Annotated in this window: 13 protein-coding genes and 1 pseudogene; 4 read left to right on the top strand and 10 right to left on the bottom strand. The window is 61.8% G+C overall.

Features of this window, described 5'->3' with window-relative positions:
* The first annotated feature begins 55 nt into the window (after window positions 1-55).
* From FGE05_RS16155 to FGE05_RS16145, 4 genes and pseudogenes are all read left to right on the top strand, one after another.
* Entirely contained in the window at window positions 56-1,972 is a 1,917-nt protein-coding gene (locus FGE05_RS16155) for a methyl-accepting chemotaxis protein (protein WP_139646467.1), read from the top strand.
* A 301-nt stretch (window positions 1,973-2,273) separates the two neighbouring features.
* Window positions 2,274-3,335: pseudogene (locus tag FGE05_RS30440) on the top strand (methyl-accepting chemotaxis protein); the annotation flags it as partial.
* Complete coding sequence (locus tag FGE05_RS30435) at window positions 3,327-4,190, top strand: methyl-accepting chemotaxis protein (RefSeq protein ID WP_373682495.1); 864 nt, start codon at window positions 3,327-3,329, stop codon at window positions 4,188-4,190. The pseudogene FGE05_RS30440 and the gene FGE05_RS30435, both read left to right, overlap by 9 nt.
* A gap of 718 nt (window positions 4,191-4,908) precedes the next feature.
* Window positions 4,909-5,271, top strand: a complete 363-nt coding sequence (locus tag FGE05_RS16145) for a DUF6124 family protein (RefSeq protein ID WP_139646463.1) — start codon at window positions 4,909-4,911, stop codon at window positions 5,269-5,271.
* 73 nt (window positions 5,272-5,344) lie between these two features.
* On the opposite strand, the gene mdoH is transcribed toward FGE05_RS16145, so the two are convergent.
* From mdoH to hutH (FGE05_RS16095), 10 genes are all read right to left on the bottom strand, one after another.
* Window positions 5,345-7,921 (bottom strand): glucans biosynthesis glucosyltransferase MdoH, encoded by a 2,577-nt coding sequence (gene mdoH, locus FGE05_RS16140; protein WP_139646461.1) that lies wholly within the window; start codon window positions 7,919-7,921, stop codon window positions 5,345-5,347.
* Window positions 7,914-9,656 (bottom strand): glucan biosynthesis protein G, encoded by a 1,743-nt coding sequence (locus tag FGE05_RS16135; protein WP_175384591.1) that lies wholly within the window; start codon window positions 9,654-9,656, stop codon window positions 7,914-7,916. The genes mdoH and FGE05_RS16135 overlap by 8 nt, the downstream gene beginning before the upstream one ends.
* Before the next feature lie 350 nt (window positions 9,657-10,006).
* Window positions 10,007-10,444 (bottom strand): D-aminoacyl-tRNA deacylase, encoded by a 438-nt coding sequence (dtd, locus tag FGE05_RS16130; protein ID WP_139646457.1) that lies wholly within the window; start codon window positions 10,442-10,444, stop codon window positions 10,007-10,009.
* Window positions 10,441-11,412 carry a prolyl aminopeptidase gene (gene pip, locus FGE05_RS16125; RefSeq protein WP_139646454.1) on the bottom strand — a complete coding sequence of 324 codons (972 nt, stop codon included), beginning with the start codon at window positions 11,410-11,412 and terminating at the stop codon, window positions 10,441-10,443. Before pip ends, dtd begins: the two co-directional genes overlap by 4 nt.
* 103 nt (window positions 11,413-11,515) lie before the next feature.
* Window positions 11,516-12,430, bottom strand: a complete 915-nt coding sequence (locus FGE05_RS16120) for an alpha/beta hydrolase (protein ID WP_139646452.1) — start codon at window positions 12,428-12,430, stop codon at window positions 11,516-11,518.
* Between the two features lie 100 nt (window positions 12,431-12,530).
* The gene (locus tag FGE05_RS16115; RefSeq protein WP_139646448.1) at window positions 12,531-13,478 is read right to left on the bottom strand and encodes a choline ABC transporter substrate-binding protein; all 948 of its coding nucleotides are present in this window, start codon (window positions 13,476-13,478) and stop codon (window positions 12,531-12,533) included.
* Between the two features lie 276 nt (window positions 13,479-13,754).
* Window positions 13,755-14,558, bottom strand: coding sequence for an N-formylglutamate deformylase (gene hutG / locus FGE05_RS16110; protein ID WP_139646446.1), 804 nt, complete (start codon window positions 14,556-14,558; stop codon window positions 13,755-13,757).
* A gap of 11 nt (window positions 14,559-14,569) precedes the next feature.
* Window positions 14,570-15,772: an imidazolonepropionase gene (gene hutI, locus FGE05_RS16105; RefSeq protein WP_139646444.1), complete on the bottom strand. Its 1,203-nt coding sequence runs from the start codon at window positions 15,770-15,772 to the stop codon at window positions 14,570-14,572.
* Between the two features lie 130 nt (window positions 15,773-15,902).
* On the bottom strand, window positions 15,903-17,441 hold the full coding sequence (gene hutH / locus FGE05_RS16100; RefSeq protein WP_139646442.1) for a histidine ammonia-lyase: 1,539 nt from the start codon (window positions 17,439-17,441) through the stop codon (window positions 15,903-15,905).
* 131 nt (window positions 17,442-17,572) lie between these two features.
* The gene (gene hutH, locus FGE05_RS16095; protein WP_139646440.1) at window positions 17,573-19,096 is read right to left on the bottom strand and encodes a histidine ammonia-lyase; all 1,524 of its coding nucleotides are present in this window, start codon (window positions 19,094-19,096) and stop codon (window positions 17,573-17,575) included.
* Window positions 19,097-19,224: the final 128 nt, after the last annotated feature.

Here is a 19,224-nt window from a genome sequence, read left to right as displayed (position 1 = left end):
AGCCGCCGATATACGTCCCCATAAAACCAATTTGGTCCCTCAAGGGAGTATCAGCATGTTCCGGTGGCTTGCCCAGAGTCTGGGAAACGTAAGCGTCAATCGCAAACTCGGCTTCGGCTTCGGCCTGGTGCTGTTTCTCACCTTGATGATCGCCTTCACCGGTTGGTCCGGCTTGGGCAATGTCATCAGCCGGGGCGACAAGCTGGGATTCATTGCCAGCCTGAACGACTTGAGCAAAGACTTGAACCTGGCCAGCATCGACTACAACGCCACCCGGGGCGAGAAAGGGCCACAGCTCGTCAACGACCTGCTGGTCAAGCTTGACGCCGGGCTGAAGACCGCTCGCCAGTTGATCGAACAACCGGCCGATGTGGCCATGATCGATAAGCAATTGGCCGCCGTGGCCGAGTACAAAAGCGCTTTCGCCGAAATGACCCGCGCCACCGTCAACCGCGAAGATGCCCGCAGTAAACTCGGCGCCAGTGCCGACAACGCCGTGGCCCGCGTCGCCGAGGTGGAAAAATCACTGCTGCAAGGCGGCGACGTCACCCAATTCAACAGCGTGGTGACCCTGAGCAAAGCGGTCCAGCAAGCGCGTTACCAAGTGCGCGGCTACACCTACAGCGGCAAGAGCGAAGCCCAGCAACCGGCCCTTGAGGCCATCGACACCGTGCTCAAGCTGCTCGCACGCCTGCCGGACCAATTGCCCCAGGAACATGCTGCCAACCTGCAACAGGCCAACGATTCGTTCAATCTGTATCGCGCGGCGGTTGCGCAGTTCCGGGATTCGCAGATCGAGAACGGTGCCGCCCTTCAGCGCATGACCGAGCAAGGCCAAGTGCTGATCGACTCCAGCCAGAAACTGACCGTGTCCCAGACAGCCGTGCGTGACCACGACGTTGCCCAGGCCAAGACCGTCCTGATCGCCGCTGCCGCACTGGCCCTGTTGTTCGGCGTCATCGCCGCCTTGCTCATCACCCGGCAGATCGTCGTTCCGCTGGGCCAGACCCTCCAGGTCGCCCAACGGGTGGCCGCAGGCGACCTGAGCCACAACCTGACCTCCGAGCGTCGTGACGAAATGGGCCAGCTGCAACGCGCCATGCAAAGCATGACCGTGAGCCTGCGGCAATTGATCGGTGGCATCAGCGAGGGGGTCACCCAGATCGCCAGCGCCGCCGAACAGCTTTCCGCCGTGACCGAACAGACCAGCGCCGGGGTCAACAGCCAGAAGGTCGAGACCGATCAGGTGGCTACTGCCATGCATGAAATGACCGCCACGGTGCAGGAAGTGGCGCGCAACGCCGAGGAAGCCTCCGAAGCCGCCGTCGCCGCGGATCAACAAGCCCGCGAAGGGGACAAAGTGGTCGGTGAAGCCATCGCTCAGATCGAGCGCCTGGCACGGGAAGTGGGTAACTCCACCGCCGCCATGGGGGACTTGAAGCGCGAGAGCGACAAGATCGGCAGCGTTCTGGACGTGATCAAGTCTGTCGCCCAGCAGACCAACCTGCTGGCCCTCAACGCCGCCATCGAGGCTGCCCGCGCCGGTGAAGCCGGGCGTGGGTTCGCCGTGGTCGCCGACGAAGTCCGCAGCCTGGCCCAACGCACCCAGAAGTCCACCGAAGAAATCGAGGAGCTGATCGTCGGTCTGCAAAACGGCACCGAACAGGTCGCGACCATCATGGACAACAGCCGTAGCCTGACCGACAGCAGCGTCGAGCTGACCCGACGGGCCGGCGGTTCGCTGGAAAACATCACCCGCACGGTCTCGGCGATCCAATCGATGAACCAGCAGATCGCCGCCGCGGCCGAACAACAGAGCGCCACGGCCGAGGAGATCAACCGCAGTGTACTGAACGTGCGCGACGTCTCCGAACAGACCTCCGCCGCCAGCGAACAGACCGCCAGTTCCAGTGCCGAACTGGCGCGACTGGGCGTTCATTTGCAGACGCTGGTGGGGCGGTTCAAGGTCTAGAGATACACAATCCTTCCACTGTGGGAGCTGAGCTTGCTCGCGATGAAGGCGACGCGGTCCCTCTGCAAGATCGCGTTATCGTTGATCGCGAGCAGGCTCGCTCCCACAGGATTGGGTGCTGTTGTCGGGAGTTGAGCCTGAGCAAGCTGCCCCCCCACGGTGGACGGATTTGCGACTGATTCTTAACCGAACAAGAGCACGCCCCCTCCCATCCAATCCCTTACCTATTTCCTACAGATCTGCATGGCATGGTCGATACTCTCCTCATAAGACCTACAAAAAGGTCCGTGGGAGTATCAGCATGTTCAGTTGGCTAACCGAAAAGCTGGGAAACGTAAGTGTCAATCGCAAGCTGGGGTTCGGTTTTGGCCTGGTCTTGCTCATGACGGTCCTGAGCACTTATGCGGGCTGGAACAGCCTGACCAGTGTAATCAGTCGTGCGGACAAGCAGGCCGCCATCGCCCATCTCAACGAGACGGCCAAGGACCTTCGAATCGCTCGCCTCGAATACGAAATGCGTCGCGGCGAACAAGGCGCCGCCGCCGTCAACGATCTTCTGGGCAAGCTCCAGGAGGGCTTGCAAGCCGCTCTCAAACAATTTGTACGAGCCGTTGACCAGCAGATGTTCAACCAACAGCTGGCGATTCTCGATGAGTACAAACGCGCCTTTAACGACTTGACCCAAGCGACAGATAACCGAGAGTCGGCCCGGTCCAAGCTCGGTGCCACCGCCGACAACGCCGTGGCCAAGGTTGCGGACGTTGAGAAGTCCCTGCTGCAAGGCGACAGCGTCGCGCAATTCAACAGCGTGATCGAGCTGAGCAAACTGATTCAGCAGGCACGCTTCCAGGTTCGCGGCTACACCTACAGTGGCAAGGCCGAAGCCGAACAACCGGCATTGGATGCCATCGACAACGCCCTGAAAAACCTCGAAAGCCTGCCGAGCAAGCTCCCGGAACAGCATATTGCCAACTTGCAACAAGCCACCGAATCGCTCAAGGGTTATCGCCTTGCCGTCAGCCTTTTCCGTGACTCACAAGTTGCCAGCACCGCCGCGCTCAAGAAAATGGTGGATCAAGAAGCCCGTCTGAACGAACTGAATAATGAACTGACTGTTTCGCAAGTTGAAAAACGCGAGCAGGAGACGACACAGGCGAAGGATACCCTGATCATCGTCGCCCTCCTGGCACTGGCGTTCGGCGTGCTTGCCGCATGGCTCATCACCCGGCAGATAGTCACTCCGCTGCAACAGACGCTGATCGCCGTCGAACGTGTCGCCTCGGGCGACCTGAGTCAAAACCTTGAGGTCAGCCGTCGCGACGAGATGGGTCAGCTGCAAGGCAGCTTGCAGCGGATGGTCGTCAGTCTGCGGGAATTGATCGGCGGGATCAGAGACGGCGTGGCCCAGATCGCCAGCGCCGCCGAACAACTTTCGGCCGTGACAGAACAAACCAGCGCCGGGGTCAACAACCAGAAGGTCGAGACCGATCAGGTGGCTACCGCCATGCACGAAATGACCGCCACGGTGCAGGATGTGGCGCGCAACGCCGAGGAGGCCTCCGAGGCCGCCGTCGCCGCCGACCAACAAGCCCGTGAGGGTGAGCGGGTGGTTGGCGAAGCCATCGCGCAGATCGAGCGCCTGGCTAACGAGGTCGGCAACTCCACCGAAGCGATGGGTCATCTCAAGCACGAGAGCGACAAGATCGGCAGCGTGCTGGACGTGATCAAATCCGTGGCCCAACAAACCAACCTGCTGGCCCTCAACGCCGCCATCGAGGCCGCCCGCGCCGGTGAGGCCGGGCGTGGGTTCGCCGTGGTCGCCGACGAAGTCCGCAGCCTGGCCCAACGCACCCAGAAATCCACCGAAGAGATCGAAGAACTCATCCTTGGGCTGCAAAGCGGAACCGAAAAAGTTGCGACCATCATGGACAACAGCCGCGGCCTGACCGACAGCAGCGTCGAACTCACCCGCCGAGCCGGCAGTTCCCTGGAAAACATCACCCGTACGGTCTCGGCCATCCAGTCGATGAATCAACAAATCGCCGCTGCGGCCGAACAGCAGAGCGCCACGGCAGAAGAGATCAACCGCAGCGTGCTGAACGTGCGCGACGTCTCTGAACAAACCTCCGCCGCCAGCGAAGAAACCGCCGCCTCCAGCGCCGAACTGGCACGCCTCGGCGTTCATTTGCAGACGTTGGTGGGGCGGTTCAAGGTCTAGACAATACCCCCTCCCCGGTGGGAGCAGAGCTTGCTCGCGATGAAGTCGGCGCGGTCCTTCTGCAAGATCGCGTTATCGTTCATCGCGGGCAAGCCTTGCTCCCACAGATAGTCATCAGGCAACCACAATCCAACAGACAACACCGTCGCCTGTGGGAGCGAGCCTGCTCGCGATGAAAGCGCCGCGGTTCTTCTGTCAGACCGCGTTATCGTTCATCGCGGGCAAGCCTTGCTCCCACAGATAGTCATCAGTCAATCACGATCCAACAGACAACACCGTCCCCTGTGGGAGCGAGCCTGCTCGCGATGAAAGCGCCGCAGTTCTTCTGTTAGACCGCGTTATCGTTCATCGCGAGCAGGCTCGCTCCCACAGGGTTGGATGCTGTTGTGGGAGAGTTGAGCTGGGCTACATCGTCTTGCGCCGTTGCCTACAACTGCGCCAGAATCCGCCGGCTTGTGCGCTTGGGGTCTGGATCCTATTGTTTGCGGGTCGCTGTCGGTTCAGCGATCGGGTTTAGCAGCTCGGATAATCCTAGACGTACAGTTCTCCACATTCGTGTTCAGACTTCAGTGTCTACACGTCTATGTCATGGCGGTTGTGCGTGGGAGACCTCAGGGTCTGCCGGGTTCTAGGGGCCGGTCTGCTAACCCGCGTACAGTCGCCACCTTTTTTGTTTAGCAGCGAATTCTGGCGGCTCCATTACCCTAGGAGCATCACCATGTTCAAGATCACACCCAATCCTCCGGAAACGGACCCAGCCTCTTCCTACACCGGCCTCGACCCCGAAAAACTCCAGGAAGCCACCGAGCGGGCATTGGATTTCTACCTGAAACCGAAACAGGCGGAACCCGACAACGCGCCGCCCCCTGGTCAGCTCTTCACCGTTGTGGACGATATCGACACCGAGTGTCTGCTGGCCAACCTCAGCGAGACCCTGGCTTCTGCCAATGTTATGGCCAGCGACCTGGCGTTCGAGCTGGATGGCTCGCGGAGGCATTTTGCCTTGGGTCTTCAGCAGTTGATCGAGTTGAGTGGTTTGCTGGCGAATCGGGCGCTGGATCGGGTCGACCCCAGGGCATAGCCACAGGGGTGATGTTCACAAGACACCCAACAAAAAGCCCCGCTTCCTTTTCGGAAGCGGGGCTTTTTGCGCATCAGGCCACTTGAGTCTGTGCACTCACTGGCTGAAGCGGTAGCAGCGGTGCATGGGGATCGGCCTTGACCGATGCGCGCCATGCCGCCAGCCATTCGGGATGGCCTTCGCTCCAGATCTGCTCATGCAGCCGGGACAGGGCCACCGGATCGCTCAGCAGCGCCAGTCGCTCGCCGTTGTTGAGCCCGCTCGGGCCGACCTTCAAGGCGTGACGAACACGTTCGACCCGCAGCCATTCGATCGGCTCGGCCTGGCCGTGCCGGGACGTCGCCAACGCACACGCCAGGGCGTTTTGCTGAGGATCGACCACCGCGCGAATGAAGCCGTCGTTCAATGCATGCCAACGGTTCTCGTGGGTGTACTGGTCGGTCGACACCAGCTCCTGTGGTGGCGCGTATTCCTCAGGGATCAGGAACAGGCTTTCATCACGGGACTTCAAGCCCAGGCCTACACGACTGGAGATCACCGACACCGGGATCGACAGCATCAGCGAACCGACGATCGGCACCAGCCACCACAGGAAGCTCGGGTTCAACCAGATCACCAGCAGTGCCCAGAAGAAGCCCAGCAGGGTCTGCGGGCCGTGGCGCTTGACCGCTTCGCTCCAGGGCGTCGAGTCGTCATCACGTTGCGGCGAGTTCCAGGTGGCGGCCCAGCCCAGGAACGCGGCGAGCACGAAACGGGTGTGGAAAATCATCCGCACCGGCGCCAGCAACATGGAGAACAACATCTCCAGCAGCATCGACAGCGTCACCTTGAACTTGCCACCGAACTCCTTCGCGCCTTTGGCCCAGATCAGGACAATGCTCAACAGCTTGGGCAGGAACAGCAGCACGATCGTGGTGGAGAACAGGGCGATGGCCTTCTCTGGATGCCATTGCGGCCAGAGCGGATACAGCTGGCGCGGCTCGAGGAAGTACTGCGGCTCCATCAGCGTGTTCACCGCCAACAGCGCAGTGGACAGCACCAGGAAGAAGAACCACAACGGCGCCGACAGGTAGGACATCACCCCGGTCAGGAACACCGCACGGTGCACCGGGTGCATGCCCTTGACCAGGAACAGTCGGAAGTTCATCAGGTTGCCGTGGCACCAGCGACGGTCACGCTTGAGCTCGTCCAACAGGTTCGGCGGCAACTCTTCGTAGCTGCCAGGCAGGTCATAGGCGATCCACACACCCCAGCCGGCACGGCGCATCAGCGCCGCTTCGACGAAGTCGTGGGACAGGATCGCACCGGCGAACGCACCTTTGCCCGGCAACGGCGCCAGGGCGCAGTGCTCGATGAACGGCTTCATGCGAATGATCGCGTTGTGGCCCCAGTAGTGGGATTCGCCCAACTGCCAGAAGTGCAGACCGGCGGTGAACAGCGGACCGTACACCCGGGTGGCGAACTGCTGCATGCGCGCATACAGCGTGTCCATTCCCGAGGCCTTTGGCGCGGTCTGGATGATGCCCGCGTCCGGCGTGGCTTCCATCAGGCGCACCAGGCTGGTCAGACACTCGCCGCTCATGACGCTGTCGGCGTCGAGCACGACCATGTACTTGTAGTCGCTGCCCCAACGACGGCAGAAGTCGTCAAGGTTGCCGCTCTTGCGCTTCACGCGACGACGGCGACGACGATAGAAGATCTTGCCCAGGCCGCCGGCTTCGCGGCAGACGTCCAGCCAGGCCTGCTGTTCGGCGACGCAGATATCGGTCTCGTTACTGTCGCTGAGCACGAAGAAGTCAAAACGATCCAGGTCGCCGGTGGCCTTCACCGACTCGAAGGTCGCGCGCAAGCCGGCAAACACACGGGGTACGTCTTCGTTGCAGATCGGCATCACCAGGGCGGTGCGGGCGTCCTTGGGAATCGGCTCGTTGCCGGCGCTGGCACCGGAAATGCGGTACTTGTCGTGACCGGTGAGCAGTTCCAGAAAGCCCATCAGCGCAGTCCAGAAACCGGCCGATACCCAGCAGAACAGGATCCCGAACAGGATCAGGATGCTGGTTTGCAGGGCATACGGCAGCACTTGCGTGGCTGTCTGCAGCAACGGTTGGTGCAGGACTTCCTCCAGGTCCACGAACGACCAGCCCTGGTACGGCATGATGCCTTTCATGTACCAGCCGGCAACGATGGTCTGGCCAAGCATGAGGATCAGCAGGATATAACGGCGGATCGAACCCACGGTGCGCCAACGGGCATGGGGCAGCACCCGCTCATCCTTGGGCGGCTTCGGCGGGTTGGTGCGACCGGTCATCCGTCGCCAGCCGCGCACCAGGATGTTGGTGCGCCATGGTTCCGGCACGACTTTGGTCCGACGAATCGGCGGCGTGGCCTTGAGACGCACGCGACCGCTGGAGTCGAGCCCCAGCATCTCCGCATCCTCGAGCTCTTCGGCAGTGCTCAGGACCAGGCGACGCCCCACCGAGGCTTGCGCCGCCTCGGCGGAATCGTCAACGTCAAAGGTCGAAGACGAAAGACGTTCATGCAACTCGCTGAAGGACTTGCAGCCCGCCAACTCGGCGCGCTGCTGGTCGGTCATTGGCAAATGGGCCAGATATTCGCTGAGCGTCTCTGGCGGTACTGGCGTATTACTCATCGGCTGGCAACTGATAGCTCCAGGTCTCGGTCAGGACTTGTTCAGTCGGTTCCGGTTCCTGCGGGGTTGGGGTCGCCTCGGCGGCGTCGGACGCCTTGACAGCCTTGGCTTCTTCTTTGGCTTGTTCTTTGGTTTTTTCTGCTTCTTTCTCGCCTTGTTGCTTGGCGATCTTGTCTGCCTTGGCCAGGGTAGCGGTCACGGAATGCGACGCGGCTGGTGCTTCGACAGGCGTCAACGGACGGACCAGCGCCGCGCGCATTTCGGTCGCCTGCTTCGCATCCTTGATCTTCAAGCGCAAGGTCAGGCGCCAGCCCTTGGTTTCAGGGTTGTAGCGCACACTGTTCTCGACGACCTCGGCGTTATCGCCGACGCTCACCTGGCTACGCACTTCGGCGTCTTCCGGCAGAGCCTGCAGGGATGGACCTTCGAAATCCACCAGATAGGCGACGCTGCCGTCCGGCTGGCGAATCAGGTTGGATTGCTTCACATCGCCCGTGGAGCGCAGGGTCTGCTTGACCCAGGCGCTGTCCGGCGAGTGCAGGCTGGCTTCGTCCAGCGTCCAGTGCAGGCGATAGGCGAAGTCCAGTGGCTGGCCTGGCTCAGGCAGTTTTTCCGGGCTCCAGAAGGCAACGATGTTGTCGTTGGTTTCGTCAGCGGTCGGGATTTCCACCAGATCGACAGAACCCTTGCCCCAGTCGCCTTTCGGTTCGATCCAGGCGCTTGGACGCTTGTCGTAGCGGTCGTCCAGGTCTTCGTAATGACTGAAGTCACGACCACGTTGCAGCAGGCCGAAACCGCGTGGGTTTTCCACCGAGAAGTTGCTCACGGCCAGGTGTTTCGGGTTGTTCAGCGGACGCCAGATCCACTCGCCGTTGCCGGCATGAATCGACAGGCCACTGGAATCGTGCAGCTCGCGGCGGTAGTTCAGCACTTTGGACGGCTGGTTGGCGCCGAACAGGTACATGCTGGTCAGCGGGGCGACACCCAGCTTGTTGACGCGGTCACGCAGGAACATGCGCGCTTTCACGTCGACGACAGTGTCGGTACCCGGACGCAGGGTCAGGCGGTAGGCGCCGGTGGCCCGAGGCGAATCCAGCAGAGCGAAGATCACCAGGTGCTTGTCGGTGGGTTTCGGACGCTGGATCCAGAACTCGCGAAAACGCGGGAACTCTTCACCGGACGGCAATGCGGTATCGATCGCCATGCCGCGGGCGGACAAGCCGTAAGTCTGGCCCTTGCCGATGACGCGGAAATAGCTCGCGCCCAGCATGGTCATGATTTCGTCCTGCTTGTCGGCCTTGTTGATCGGGTACAACACCCGGAAACCCGCGTAGCCCAATTGCTCGGTGGACTTCGGATCGAACTGGACGTCGCCGAAATCGAAGCGCGTCGGGTCGTATTTGATTTCTTCGACGTTGGTCGCGGTGATTTCGTTGATTTTCACCGGCGTATCGAAGTGCATGCCCTGGTGATAGAACGACAGCCTGAACGGCGTCTTCTGGTCGGCCCATTCGGCTTTTTCGGTGCGGAAACGGATTTTTTGATAGTCGCCGAATTTCATCTCGCGAAATTCGTTCGGCAGATTGCTGCGCGGGGCTTCGAATTTTTGCCCGGCCAGTTCTTTAGCCTTCGCCGATACATCATCCAGGCTGAATGCCCACAGTTGGCCCGCACCGAGCAGGCACAACAGCGCCGAGCCCGCTACCAGAGCGCTTTTAAACCGTTTGGCAGACATTTTTGGTGCATTACAGGGACTAACAATCACGAGCAACCCTCGCCGAAAACAGATCAAAAAACCAACGGCCAGATAAAGTATCCGCTTGGTAACGGCATTGAAAAACCGACCTTGCGGAGCACCCTTGCCAAGTTGGCGAGCATTGTTCCGACTCCGATGGGGCAAAATGATTCCCCAAACGGCTCAGGACAACTCTCTACCTAAGTCAAATGGACCAGCGAACGCCGATCCCCCGTAGCGCGCGATTATCTAGCAGGCCGCGTGACAACGCATCAGGGGCAACAAAGTATTTATCGAGAAAACTCCCTGTTTAACCTCGAAACAGAACCGAAAAGGTGTTTCAAACGCTTTCAGACCTGTAACAAGAAGGTTACCGGGCCATCATTGACCAGATGCACTTGCATGTCGGCGCCGAATCTACCTGATGCCACAGTGCCATGCACCTCTTTCGCCTGATTGACCAGGTAGGTGAACAGCTCCTCTCCCAGTGCCGGAGGCGCGGCCGTCGAAAAACTCGGGCGCAAACCGCTCTTGGTGTCCGCCGCCAGGGTGAACTGTGACACCAGCAACAGACCACCCCCGACATCCGCCAGGGACAAGTTCATCTTGCCGTCGGCGTCACTGAACACCCTGTAGTTAAGCAGCTTGTGCAAGAGCTTGTCGGCACTGGCCCGGGTATCCTCGGGTTCGACCGCCACCAGGACCAGCAAACCCTGGTCCACAGCCCCCACGATATCGCCCGCGACCTCCACCCGGGCACCACGGACCCGTTGCAACAGCCCCTTCATGCTTCTTCGGGCGGCAGGTCGAGCAAGCGCCGGGCCATTTGGCCGGCGGCGCGCACCAGTGCGTCGGTAATACCCGGCTCCGACGCCGCATGACCGGCATCGCGGATCACCTGCAGTTCGCTGTTGGGCCAGTTCTGATGCAGCTCCCAGGCATTGTCCAGCGGGCAGATCACGTCATAGCGACCATGCACGATGACGCCCGGCAAATGGGCGATCTTGCCCATGTCGCGAATCAGCTGGTTGGGTTCGAGGAAGGCGTTGTTGGTGAAGTAATGGCATTCGATGCGGGCAATCGACAGCGCACGCTGCGGCTCGGAGAAGCGGTCGACCACCAGCGGGTTCGGACGCAAGGTCGCTGTACGACCCTCCCAGATGGACCAGGCCTTGGCTGCGTGCATCTGGGCGATCTGGTCATTGCCGGTCAGGCGCTTGTGGAAGGCGCTGAGCAGGTCGTCGCGCTCATCCAGGGGAATGGGTGCAATGTAATCCTGCCAGTAATCGGGGAACAGGCGACTGGCGCCAGCCTGATAGAACCACTCGATTTCCTGGGGGCGGCAGAGAAAGATCCCACGCAGGATCAGGCCGTGGACCCGCTCCGGATGGGTCTGGGCGTAGGCCAGGGCCAGGGTAGAACCCCAGGAGCCGCCGAACAGTACCCATTTCTCGATGCCCAAGTGCTTGCGGATGCGCTCCAGGTCTTCAACCAGATCCCAGGTGGTATTGTTTTCCAGGCTGGCGTGGGGCGTGGAACGACCACAGCCGCGCTGATCGAAAGTAACAATGCGGTACAGGTTCGGATCGAAGTAGCGACGGCTCTGCGCGTCGCAACCCGCGCCCGGACCACCGTGAATGAACACCACCGGCAGGCCTTCCGGAGAGCCACTTTCATCGACATAGAGCGTGTGGGTGTCATCGACAGCCAGATCGTGCCGGGCATGGGGTTTGATCTGCGGGTACAAAGTCTGCATTGGGCGCTCCGTAAGGGGTCGAGTCATCCCTGTAGGGACTCTATTTAATCTGCCGTCAGGCATCATAAACCCGAATCGCCTTAATGAGCATGCCCCCGCGCAGTCAAAGCGTGTCGGCCAAGTACGCCAACAGCATGCGATACATCTGATCGACCTCCGGCACCTGGTGCCGGCCACGCAGACAGCCGTGCACAAGTCCTTCCCCGACATACAGCACGGACCGCCCTCCGGCGGCGTCTAGCCGTTCGCTGTAAAGGACCCCGTCATCGCGCAGCGGATCCCATTGGGCCACGATGATGAGTGCCTTCGGCAGGCGACCCAGGTCATCGGCGAGCAACGGCATGGCGTACGGCGATGGCGCGGTGGTACCCAGGTAAAGCTGGTGATAGTCGTCCAGGTCGCGACTGCTCAGGAGCGGCGCGTTGGCACATTCTTGTCGCGAGGGCAGATCTGCGGGGCCGCCAAGGGCGGGGTAAATCAACACCTGACCTCCAGGCATCGGTTGAGCGGTATCGCGCAAGGCCAGGCACAGCGCCGCGGCAAGGTTGCCCCCGGCGCTATCACCCATCACCCATCGACGCCTGGGGTCGACGGCAAAGGGCGCCGCCATCAGGTGGCGCCATACCGCGAGACAATCTTCGAAGGCGGCCGGGAACGGATGCTCCGGCGCCAGCCGATAATCCACCGCAATGACCAGCGCCCCTAGCGCGGCAGCCAGCTCCATGCAGATGAAATCATGGGAATCCAGGTCTCCCACCACCCATCCGCCACCGTGAAGATAAAGAAGGCACGGCCAGCCTGCCAGTGGCGCTGCACGCCGTGGGTGATAGGCCCGCACGGCCACGCCGGCCAACTCCAAGTCATCGATTGTCAGCGTCGCCGGGCGCGGCGGGTTAAATCCGCGGCACATCTGGTTGTAGGCCTGGCGCACGCCCGTGAGGCTCGTGTCCGGGCTGTTGAAACCCAACGTCTTGTCGACGAAGGCGGACATTGCTGGGGAAAGTGGATAAGAAACCATGGAGAGATACAGTCCGGTAAATATCCAGGATCAAGCGCTGAACTATAGCGAGGGACTTAACGAAACGTCGCCAAATCCCCGCGCCACAATCATGTGATGATCAATTTTTCAGGCTGGCCTGCACCGTCGCCACGCCGTCCTTGCCGTCGAAGCTGGTGACACCGGCCAGCCAGCGCTGGAGGTCCTCGGGATGCTCACGCAACCATTGCCGGGCGACGTCCTGGGGTGTCTTGCGCTCCATGATCGGCACCATCAGCTGGCTTTCCTGGGCGGCTGTGAAGGTCAGATTTTCCAGCAAGCGGTTAACGTTCGGACAGCGCTGGGCATAGTCCGGCGCGGTCACGGTGGAAACGGTCGCGGCGCCTTCGTTCGGCCCGTAGACGTCTTCGCTGCCGGTCAGGTAGGCGATCTTCATGTTGATGTTCATCGGGTGAGGGGTCCAGCCCACGAAGACCACGAATTCCTTGCGATTCACCGCCCGCTGCACCGCGGCCAGCATGCCCGCCTCACCCGACTCGATCAGCTTGAAGTCCTTGAGGCCGAAATGGTTGGTCTCGATCATGGTCTTGATGGTGGTGTTGGCCCCGCTGCCTGGCTCGATGCCGTAGATCTTGCCACCCAGTTGCTCCTTGAACCGGGCGATGTCGGAGAAGGTCTTGAGCCCCGCCGCTGCCACGTAGTCGGGTACCGCCAGGGTAGCCTGCGCATCGGCCAGGCTCGGTTTGTCCAGTACCCTCACCTGGTTGGCGGCCAGGAACGGGGCTATGTTCTTGTCCATGGCCGGCTTCCAATAGCCCAGGAAGATGTCGAGGCGCTTGTCGCGAATACCGGCGAAGATGATCTGCTGCACTGCGCTAGTCTGCTTGCTTTCATAACCCAGGCCAGTGAGCAGTACCTCGGCCACGCCGCTGGTGGCGATCACATCGGTCCAATTGACCACGCCCATGCGCACGGTCTGGCAGGACGCCGTCTCGGCGGCCATCGCCCCGGAGCCCAACATGGCGGTAGCGCAGAAGATCGACAGACAGCGTATGAACAGTCTTTTCATCGGGAGGGTCTCGTGCGGCAGCGGATTATTGTGGACCGGTGTCTTTGTGCACCGTGCCGAAACAGTACGCAGCGCCGAGGCGGTAAAGGTGACCTGAGGCGACCCGGTTTTGCACGGTGGCGACAGGCAGAGAGGAATGAGGGCTGTTGTGACGAGAGAGAGTTTGCTCCCGCTTGAGTGCTCGGTGCTCACAAGATTGCCGGGGCGGCCTCGCCCGCTGCGTCGGACCGACACAGCGGGAACAAGCTCTCTCGCCACAGGGGTACTGCGCGATCCTTACTTCTTGTAGGTTTGCTGCCCCCAGGCCAGCAGGCCCTCAAGCAGCTCCCGGAGGACAACCCGGGTCGGGGCGGCCCGGTCTTCCCGATAGTTGAACGGCTCGAACTCTTCCATGTAGGTGCTCTGGCACAGCTCCAGTTGCACCGCATGGATATTTTCGGCCGGGTTGCCGTAGTGCCGGGTGATGTGTCCGCCCTTGAAACGCCCGTTGAGCACATGGGTGAATGCGTCGTGACGGGCACAGATGGCTTCGAGCTGGCTCGCCAGCACCGGGTCGCAGCTGGCGCCGTTGAAGGTGCCGAGGTTGAAGTCCGGCAGCTTGCCGTCGAACAGGTGCGGGATCACCGAACGGATCGAATGGGCGTCGAACAGCAAGGCGTAGCCGAACTCGGCCTTGAGCCGCGCCAGCTCCTGTTGCAGGGCCTGGTGATACGGCATCCAGATCTGCTGCAGGTACATGGCCCGTTCCTCCGCCGAGGGTACCAGCCCTTCGCGAAACAGCGGCACGCCATCGAACAGCGTCGCCGGGTACAGGCCAGTGGTGGCGCCGACGTACATCGGTGTGTCGTCGGAGGGTCGGTTCAGGTCGACGACGAACCGTGAGTATTCGGCGGACAGGGTACTGGCGCCCAGCTCAGCGGCAAAATCGTAGAGCTTGGGAATGTGCCAGTCGGTGTCCGGCAGGCTCTGGGCTTCATCGATCAACCCGGTCTTCACTGCCGGGGTCAGGCGCAGGCCCGCGTGAGGCATGCTGATCAACAACGGCACGCGTCCCTGGGTGAAATTCAAGACCTTCTCCACAAGCATTCTCCTCAAGCGATTTCAACGCCGTGGCGCACGACGCGTTTTTCCAGTTCACCACCCAGCCAGTACGAAAGGTCGGCCGGACGGTCGATGTGCCAGGCGACAAAATCCGCCACCTTGCCGACCTCCAGCGAACCATGGGTACGGGCCATGCCCAAGGCCTGGGCGGCATGGATCGTTGCACCAGCCAAGGCTTCTTCCGGAGTCATCCGGAAGCAGGTGCATGCCATGTTCAACATCAGGCGCACCGACAGCGCCGGCGAGGTGCCGGGGTTGAGGTCGCTGGCCACGGCGATCTTCACGCCGTGCTTGCGCAGGGCGTCCATCGGCGGCAGTTGGGTTTCCCGAAGAAAGTAAAACGCACCCGGCAGCAGCACGGCCACGGTGCCGGACTCAGCCATGGCGATGGCATCGTCCTCGGTCATGAACTCCAGGTGATCCGCCGACAACGCCTGGTAACGGGCCGCCAGGCTCGAACCGTGCAACGATGACAATTGCTCGGCGTGCAGCTTCACCGGCAAGCCCAGTTGTTGCGCGGTGACGAACACCCGCTCGACCTGCGCCGGGGAAAACGCCAGGTACTCGCAGAAGGCATCCACCGCGTCCACCAGCCCTTCGGCCGCCAGGGCCGGGAGCATTTCGGCACAGATGTGTTCGATGTAGTCGTCGGCGCGGTCGGCGTATTCCGGCGGCAACGCGTGGGCAGCCAGGCAGGTGCTACGCACACTGACCGGCAGTTCGGCAGCGAGACGGCGGGCGACCCGCAACATCTTGCGTTCGTTGGCCAGGTCCAGGCCATAACCGGACTTGATTTCCACCGTGGTGACGCCGTCACGCATCAGGCTTTTCAGACGCTTGGCGGAGCTGGCGAACAGTTCGTCCTCACTGGCAGCTCGGGTGGCGCGCACCGTGCTGGCGATGCCGCCACCGGCCGCTGCGATATCGGCATAGCTGACGCCCTGCAGGCGTTGTTCGAATTCACCGCTACGGTTACCGCCGAACACCGTGTGGGTGTGGCAGTCGATCAGGCCCGGGGTGACCCACGCGCCCTTGAGGTCGTTGACCGCCGGATAGTCACCAGCCGGCAGTTCCGCGCGCGGGCCGATCCAGTGGATGTGTTCACCGTGGGTGACGATGGCGGCATCTTCGATGATCGAGTAGACGCCCTGGGCCATGGTGGCGGCGTGGCAGTTTTGCCAGAGGGTTTTCATTGACGTCCTCCGTCAGGATCGTTCCCACGCTTTGCGTGGGAATGCAGTCCGGGACGCTCCGCGTCCCTTGTCGAGCGGGACGCAGAGCGTCCCATGAAGCATTCCCACGCAGAGCGTGGGAACGATCGAGTCAGCCTTGGAAACTCGGCAACAGGTTCGCCATGACCAGCTCGTTCAGGCAACGGCTCGCCAACAGCTCACTGGCGGCATTGATGTCTGGCGCAAAGAACCGGTCCTTCTCATAAAACGGCACTTCGGCACGCAGAATGCTGCGGGCCTGCTCCAGTTTGGCGGAGGTCTTCAAGCCACCTCGCAGGTCCAGGCCCTGGCAAGCCGCCAGCCATTCCACCGCCAGGATGCCACGGGTGTTCTCGGCCATTTCCCACAGGCGCTTGCCGGCGGCCGGGGCCATGGACACGTGGTCTTCCTGGTTGGCGGAGGTCGGCAGGCTGTCCACCGAGTGAGGATGGGACAACGCCTTGTTCTCACTCGCCAGAGCAGCCGCGGTGACCTGGGCGATCATGAAGCCGGAATTGACCCCGCCATTACCCACCAGGAACGGTGGCAACTGCGACATGTGCTTGTCCATCATCAGGGAAATGCGACGCTCGCTCAGGGAGCCGATTTCGGCAATCGCCAGGGCCATGTTGTCAGCGGCCATCGCCACGGGTTCGGCGTGGAAGTTGCCGCCGGAAATCACATCGCCTTCGGCGGCGAACACCAACGGGTTATCCGAGACGGCGTTGGCCTCGATCACCAGCACTTCGGCCGCCTGGCGGAACTGGGTCAGGCAGGCGCCCATCACTTGCGGCTGGCAACGCAGGGAGTACGGATCCTGGACCTTGTCGCAGTTCTGGTGCGAAGCGGACACTTCGCTGCGCTCGCCCAGCAGATCGCGGTACGCGGCGGCGGCATCGATCTGGCCCTTCTGGCCACGGGCGGCGTGGATACGCGGGTCGAATGGCGAGCGGGAGCCAAGCACGGCTTCCACCGTGAGGCTGCCCAGGGCCAGGGCACCGGCAAACAGGTCTTCACCCTCGAACAGGCCACGCAGGGCAAATGCGGTGGACACCTGGGTGCCGTTGAGCAGCGCCAGGCCTTCTTTGGCGGCCAGGGTCAGCGGTGCGAGACCGGCGATTTTCAGCGCGTCGACGGCCGGCAGCCATTCACCTTTGTAGCGCGCCTTGCCTTCACCCAGCAACACCAGGGACATGTGGGCCAACGGTGCCAGGTCGCCGGAAGCACCGACCGAGCCCTTGAGCGGGATGTGCGGATAGACCTCGGCATTGACCAGCGCGATCAGCGCATCGATCACTTGTCGGCGAATACCGGAAAAACCCCGACTCAGGCTGTTGACCTTGAGCACCATGATCAAGCGCACCAGCGCATCGCTGATCGGCTCGCCCACGCCAGCGGCATGGGACAGCACCAGGGAGCGCTGCAGGTTTTCCAGGTCTTCGCTGGCGATACGGGTCGAGGCCAGCAGACCGAAACCGGTGTTGATGCCGTAGGCGGTACGGTTCTCGGCGAGGATCTGCTCCACGCACGCCACGCTGGCTTCGATTTGTGCCGAAGCGCTGGCATCGAGGCTCAGGGTCACCGGTTGCTGATAGATGTCACGCAATTGAGCCAGGCTCAATTGACCGGGAATCAGGTTTAAGGCAGTCATTTATTGCTCCTTTTGAGAGTTTTTTTTTAACTCGCCAGTCGCTCCGGAATGTTCCGTTATCCGTCACCCTCGCCTTTTGAGCGATGCTTTTTGGGCAAGGGGTGCTTTGGCACGCTGGCGCTTTTTTTCGATCAATTCAAATTCGGTAACACGCTGTGCAGCAGGTTCGGGTCTTTAAGCAGCCCGGCGGCGCTGGCAATGTCCGGCGCCAGCCAGCGGTCCTGGTCATAGGCAGCAACGCGCTCACGCAGCAATTGCCAGGCGATACCGGTGCCGGCGCCGAAGCGCTGTGCCTTGAGGAATTCAAAGGCCTGGGCCGCCAGCAGGTATTCGATGGCGAGAATCTGCGTACAGTTTTCCAACGCCCTGTGCAGCTTCAGGGCCGCGTTGGTGCCCAGGCTCAAGTGATCTTCCTGCAAGCCCGAGGTCACGTAATTATCGAGCACCGCCGGTTGCGCCAACTGGCGATTCTCCGCGCACAAGGAGGCGGCGACATACTGCACGATCATCATCCCCGAGTTCACGCCGGGATTGGCCACCAGAAAGGCCGGCAGTCCGCTGACATGCGGGTTGATCAACCGGTCGAGACGGCGCTCGGCGATGGAGCCGATTTCCGCCATGGCAATCGCCAGCAGATCCGCCGCCAGGGCCACCGACTGACCGTGGGGGTTGGCCTGGGACATGACCCGGAAGTTATCCGGCGTGCCCAGCAACAGCGGGTTATCGGTGGCAGCGTTGAGTTCGGTTTCGATTTGCTGCCGCGCATGGGCCAGTTGATCGCGAACAGCGCCGTGCACCTGGGGAATCGAGCGGATGCTCAAGGCATCCTGGGTGCGAATGCCCAGGCTCGCGGCGATGACTTCGCTGCCATCGAGCAAGGCCCGCAGATTGGTACCGACCTGCTGCATGCCGGGGTGCGGCTTGAGGGCGATGATCTCGGCGTCGAACGCGGCAATCTGTCCACGCTGCGCCTCAAAACTCATGGCGCCGATCACATCGGCCCATTGCACCAGCCGCGTCGCATCGGCCAGGGCCAGGCAACTGAGGCCGGTCATGCACGGCGTACCGTTGACCAGGCACAGGCCGTCCTTTGCCCCCAGTTGAACCGGTTGCAAGCCTTCTGCGGCCAGGGCCTGTTGCGCCGCGACGATCTGGCCGCGATAGCTGACCTGGCCGACGCCCAGCAGCGCAATGCTGATGTGAGCCATGTGGGTCAGGTAACCCACCGATCCCTGGGACGGCACTTGTGGGGTGATGCCACGATTGAGCAGCGCCAGCAAGGCTTCGACCACCCGACGATGAATGCCGGACTTGCCCTGGCTGTAGTTGAGGATGGCAGCGCAGAGAATCGCCCGGGTCTGTTCGTCCGCCAGCGGCGCGCCCACGCCACAGGCATGGCTGAGCAGGGTGTTGCGCGACAGTTGGCTGAGCTGTTCATCCTTGAGCGACACATTGCACAAGGCCCCCAGGCCGGTGTTGACGCCATAGGCGCGCTCGCCGCTTTCGACGATGCGCTGCACGATGGCCTGGGCATTGTCGATCCGCGCCCAGGCCTGGGCCGACAGCTCAAGCTCGGCACCGAAGCGAGCGACGGCGACCACGTCCTGCCAACGCAGGGGGGCGTCGGCGATGATGATTTTTTCAGCCTGGGACATCTAAAGCCTCATACACATATTAAGTTGCCAACACCCTTGAGTCGCAGCGGGATTATCCGTGGGAGCAAGGCTTGCCCGCGATGAATCCAATGCGCTCTCTCTGGAACCGAGGTGCCTGTATCGCGAGC

It is taken from the genome of Pseudomonas sp. ICMP22404 (assembly GCF_006227205.1).
GTDB lineage: Bacteria > Pseudomonadota > Gammaproteobacteria > Pseudomonadales > Pseudomonadaceae > Aquipseudomonas.
Note: the sequence above shows the minus strand (reverse complement) of the source record. Positions and strands in the feature narration are given on the sequence as shown.

Excerpts from the sequence above, each read along its gene's own strand:
- FGE05_RS16155 (WP_139646467.1), top strand. The coding sequence starts at position 56 with ATGTTCCGGTGGCTTGCCCAGAGTCTGGGAAACGTAAGCGTCAATCGC.
- FGE05_RS30435 (WP_373682495.1), top strand. The coding sequence starts at position 3,327 with ATGGTCGTCAGTCTGCGGGAATTGATCGGCGGGATCAGAGACGGCGTG.
- FGE05_RS16145 (WP_139646463.1), top strand. The coding sequence starts at position 4,909 with ATGTTCAAGATCACACCCAATCCTCCGGAAACGGACCCAGCCTCTTCC.
- mdoH (WP_139646461.1), bottom strand. The coding sequence starts at position 7,921 with ATGAGTAATACGCCAGTACCGCCAGAGACGCTCAGCGAATATCTGGCC.
- FGE05_RS16135 (WP_175384591.1), bottom strand. The coding sequence starts at position 9,656 with ATGTCTGCCAAACGGTTTAAAAGCGCTCTGGTAGCGGGCTCGGCGCTG.
- dtd (WP_139646457.1), bottom strand. The coding sequence starts at position 10,444 with ATGAAGGGGCTGTTGCAACGGGTCCGTGGTGCCCGGGTGGAGGTCGCG.
- pip (WP_139646454.1), bottom strand. The coding sequence starts at position 11,412 with ATGCAGACTTTGTACCCGCAGATCAAACCCCATGCCCGGCACGATCTG.
- FGE05_RS16120 (WP_139646452.1), bottom strand. The coding sequence starts at position 12,430 with ATGGTTTCTTATCCACTTTCCCCAGCAATGTCCGCCTTCGTCGACAAG.
- FGE05_RS16115 (WP_139646448.1), bottom strand. The coding sequence starts at position 13,478 with ATGAAAAGACTGTTCATACGCTGTCTGTCGATCTTCTGCGCTACCGCC.
- hutI (WP_139646444.1), bottom strand. The coding sequence starts at position 15,772 with ATGAAAACCCTCTGGCAAAACTGCCACGCCGCCACCATGGCCCAGGGC.
- hutH (WP_139646442.1), bottom strand. The coding sequence starts at position 17,441 with ATGACTGCCTTAAACCTGATTCCCGGTCAATTGAGCCTGGCTCAATTG.
- hutH (WP_139646440.1), bottom strand. The coding sequence starts at position 19,096 with ATGTCCCAGGCTGAAAAAATCATCATCGCCGACGCCCCCCTGCGTTGG.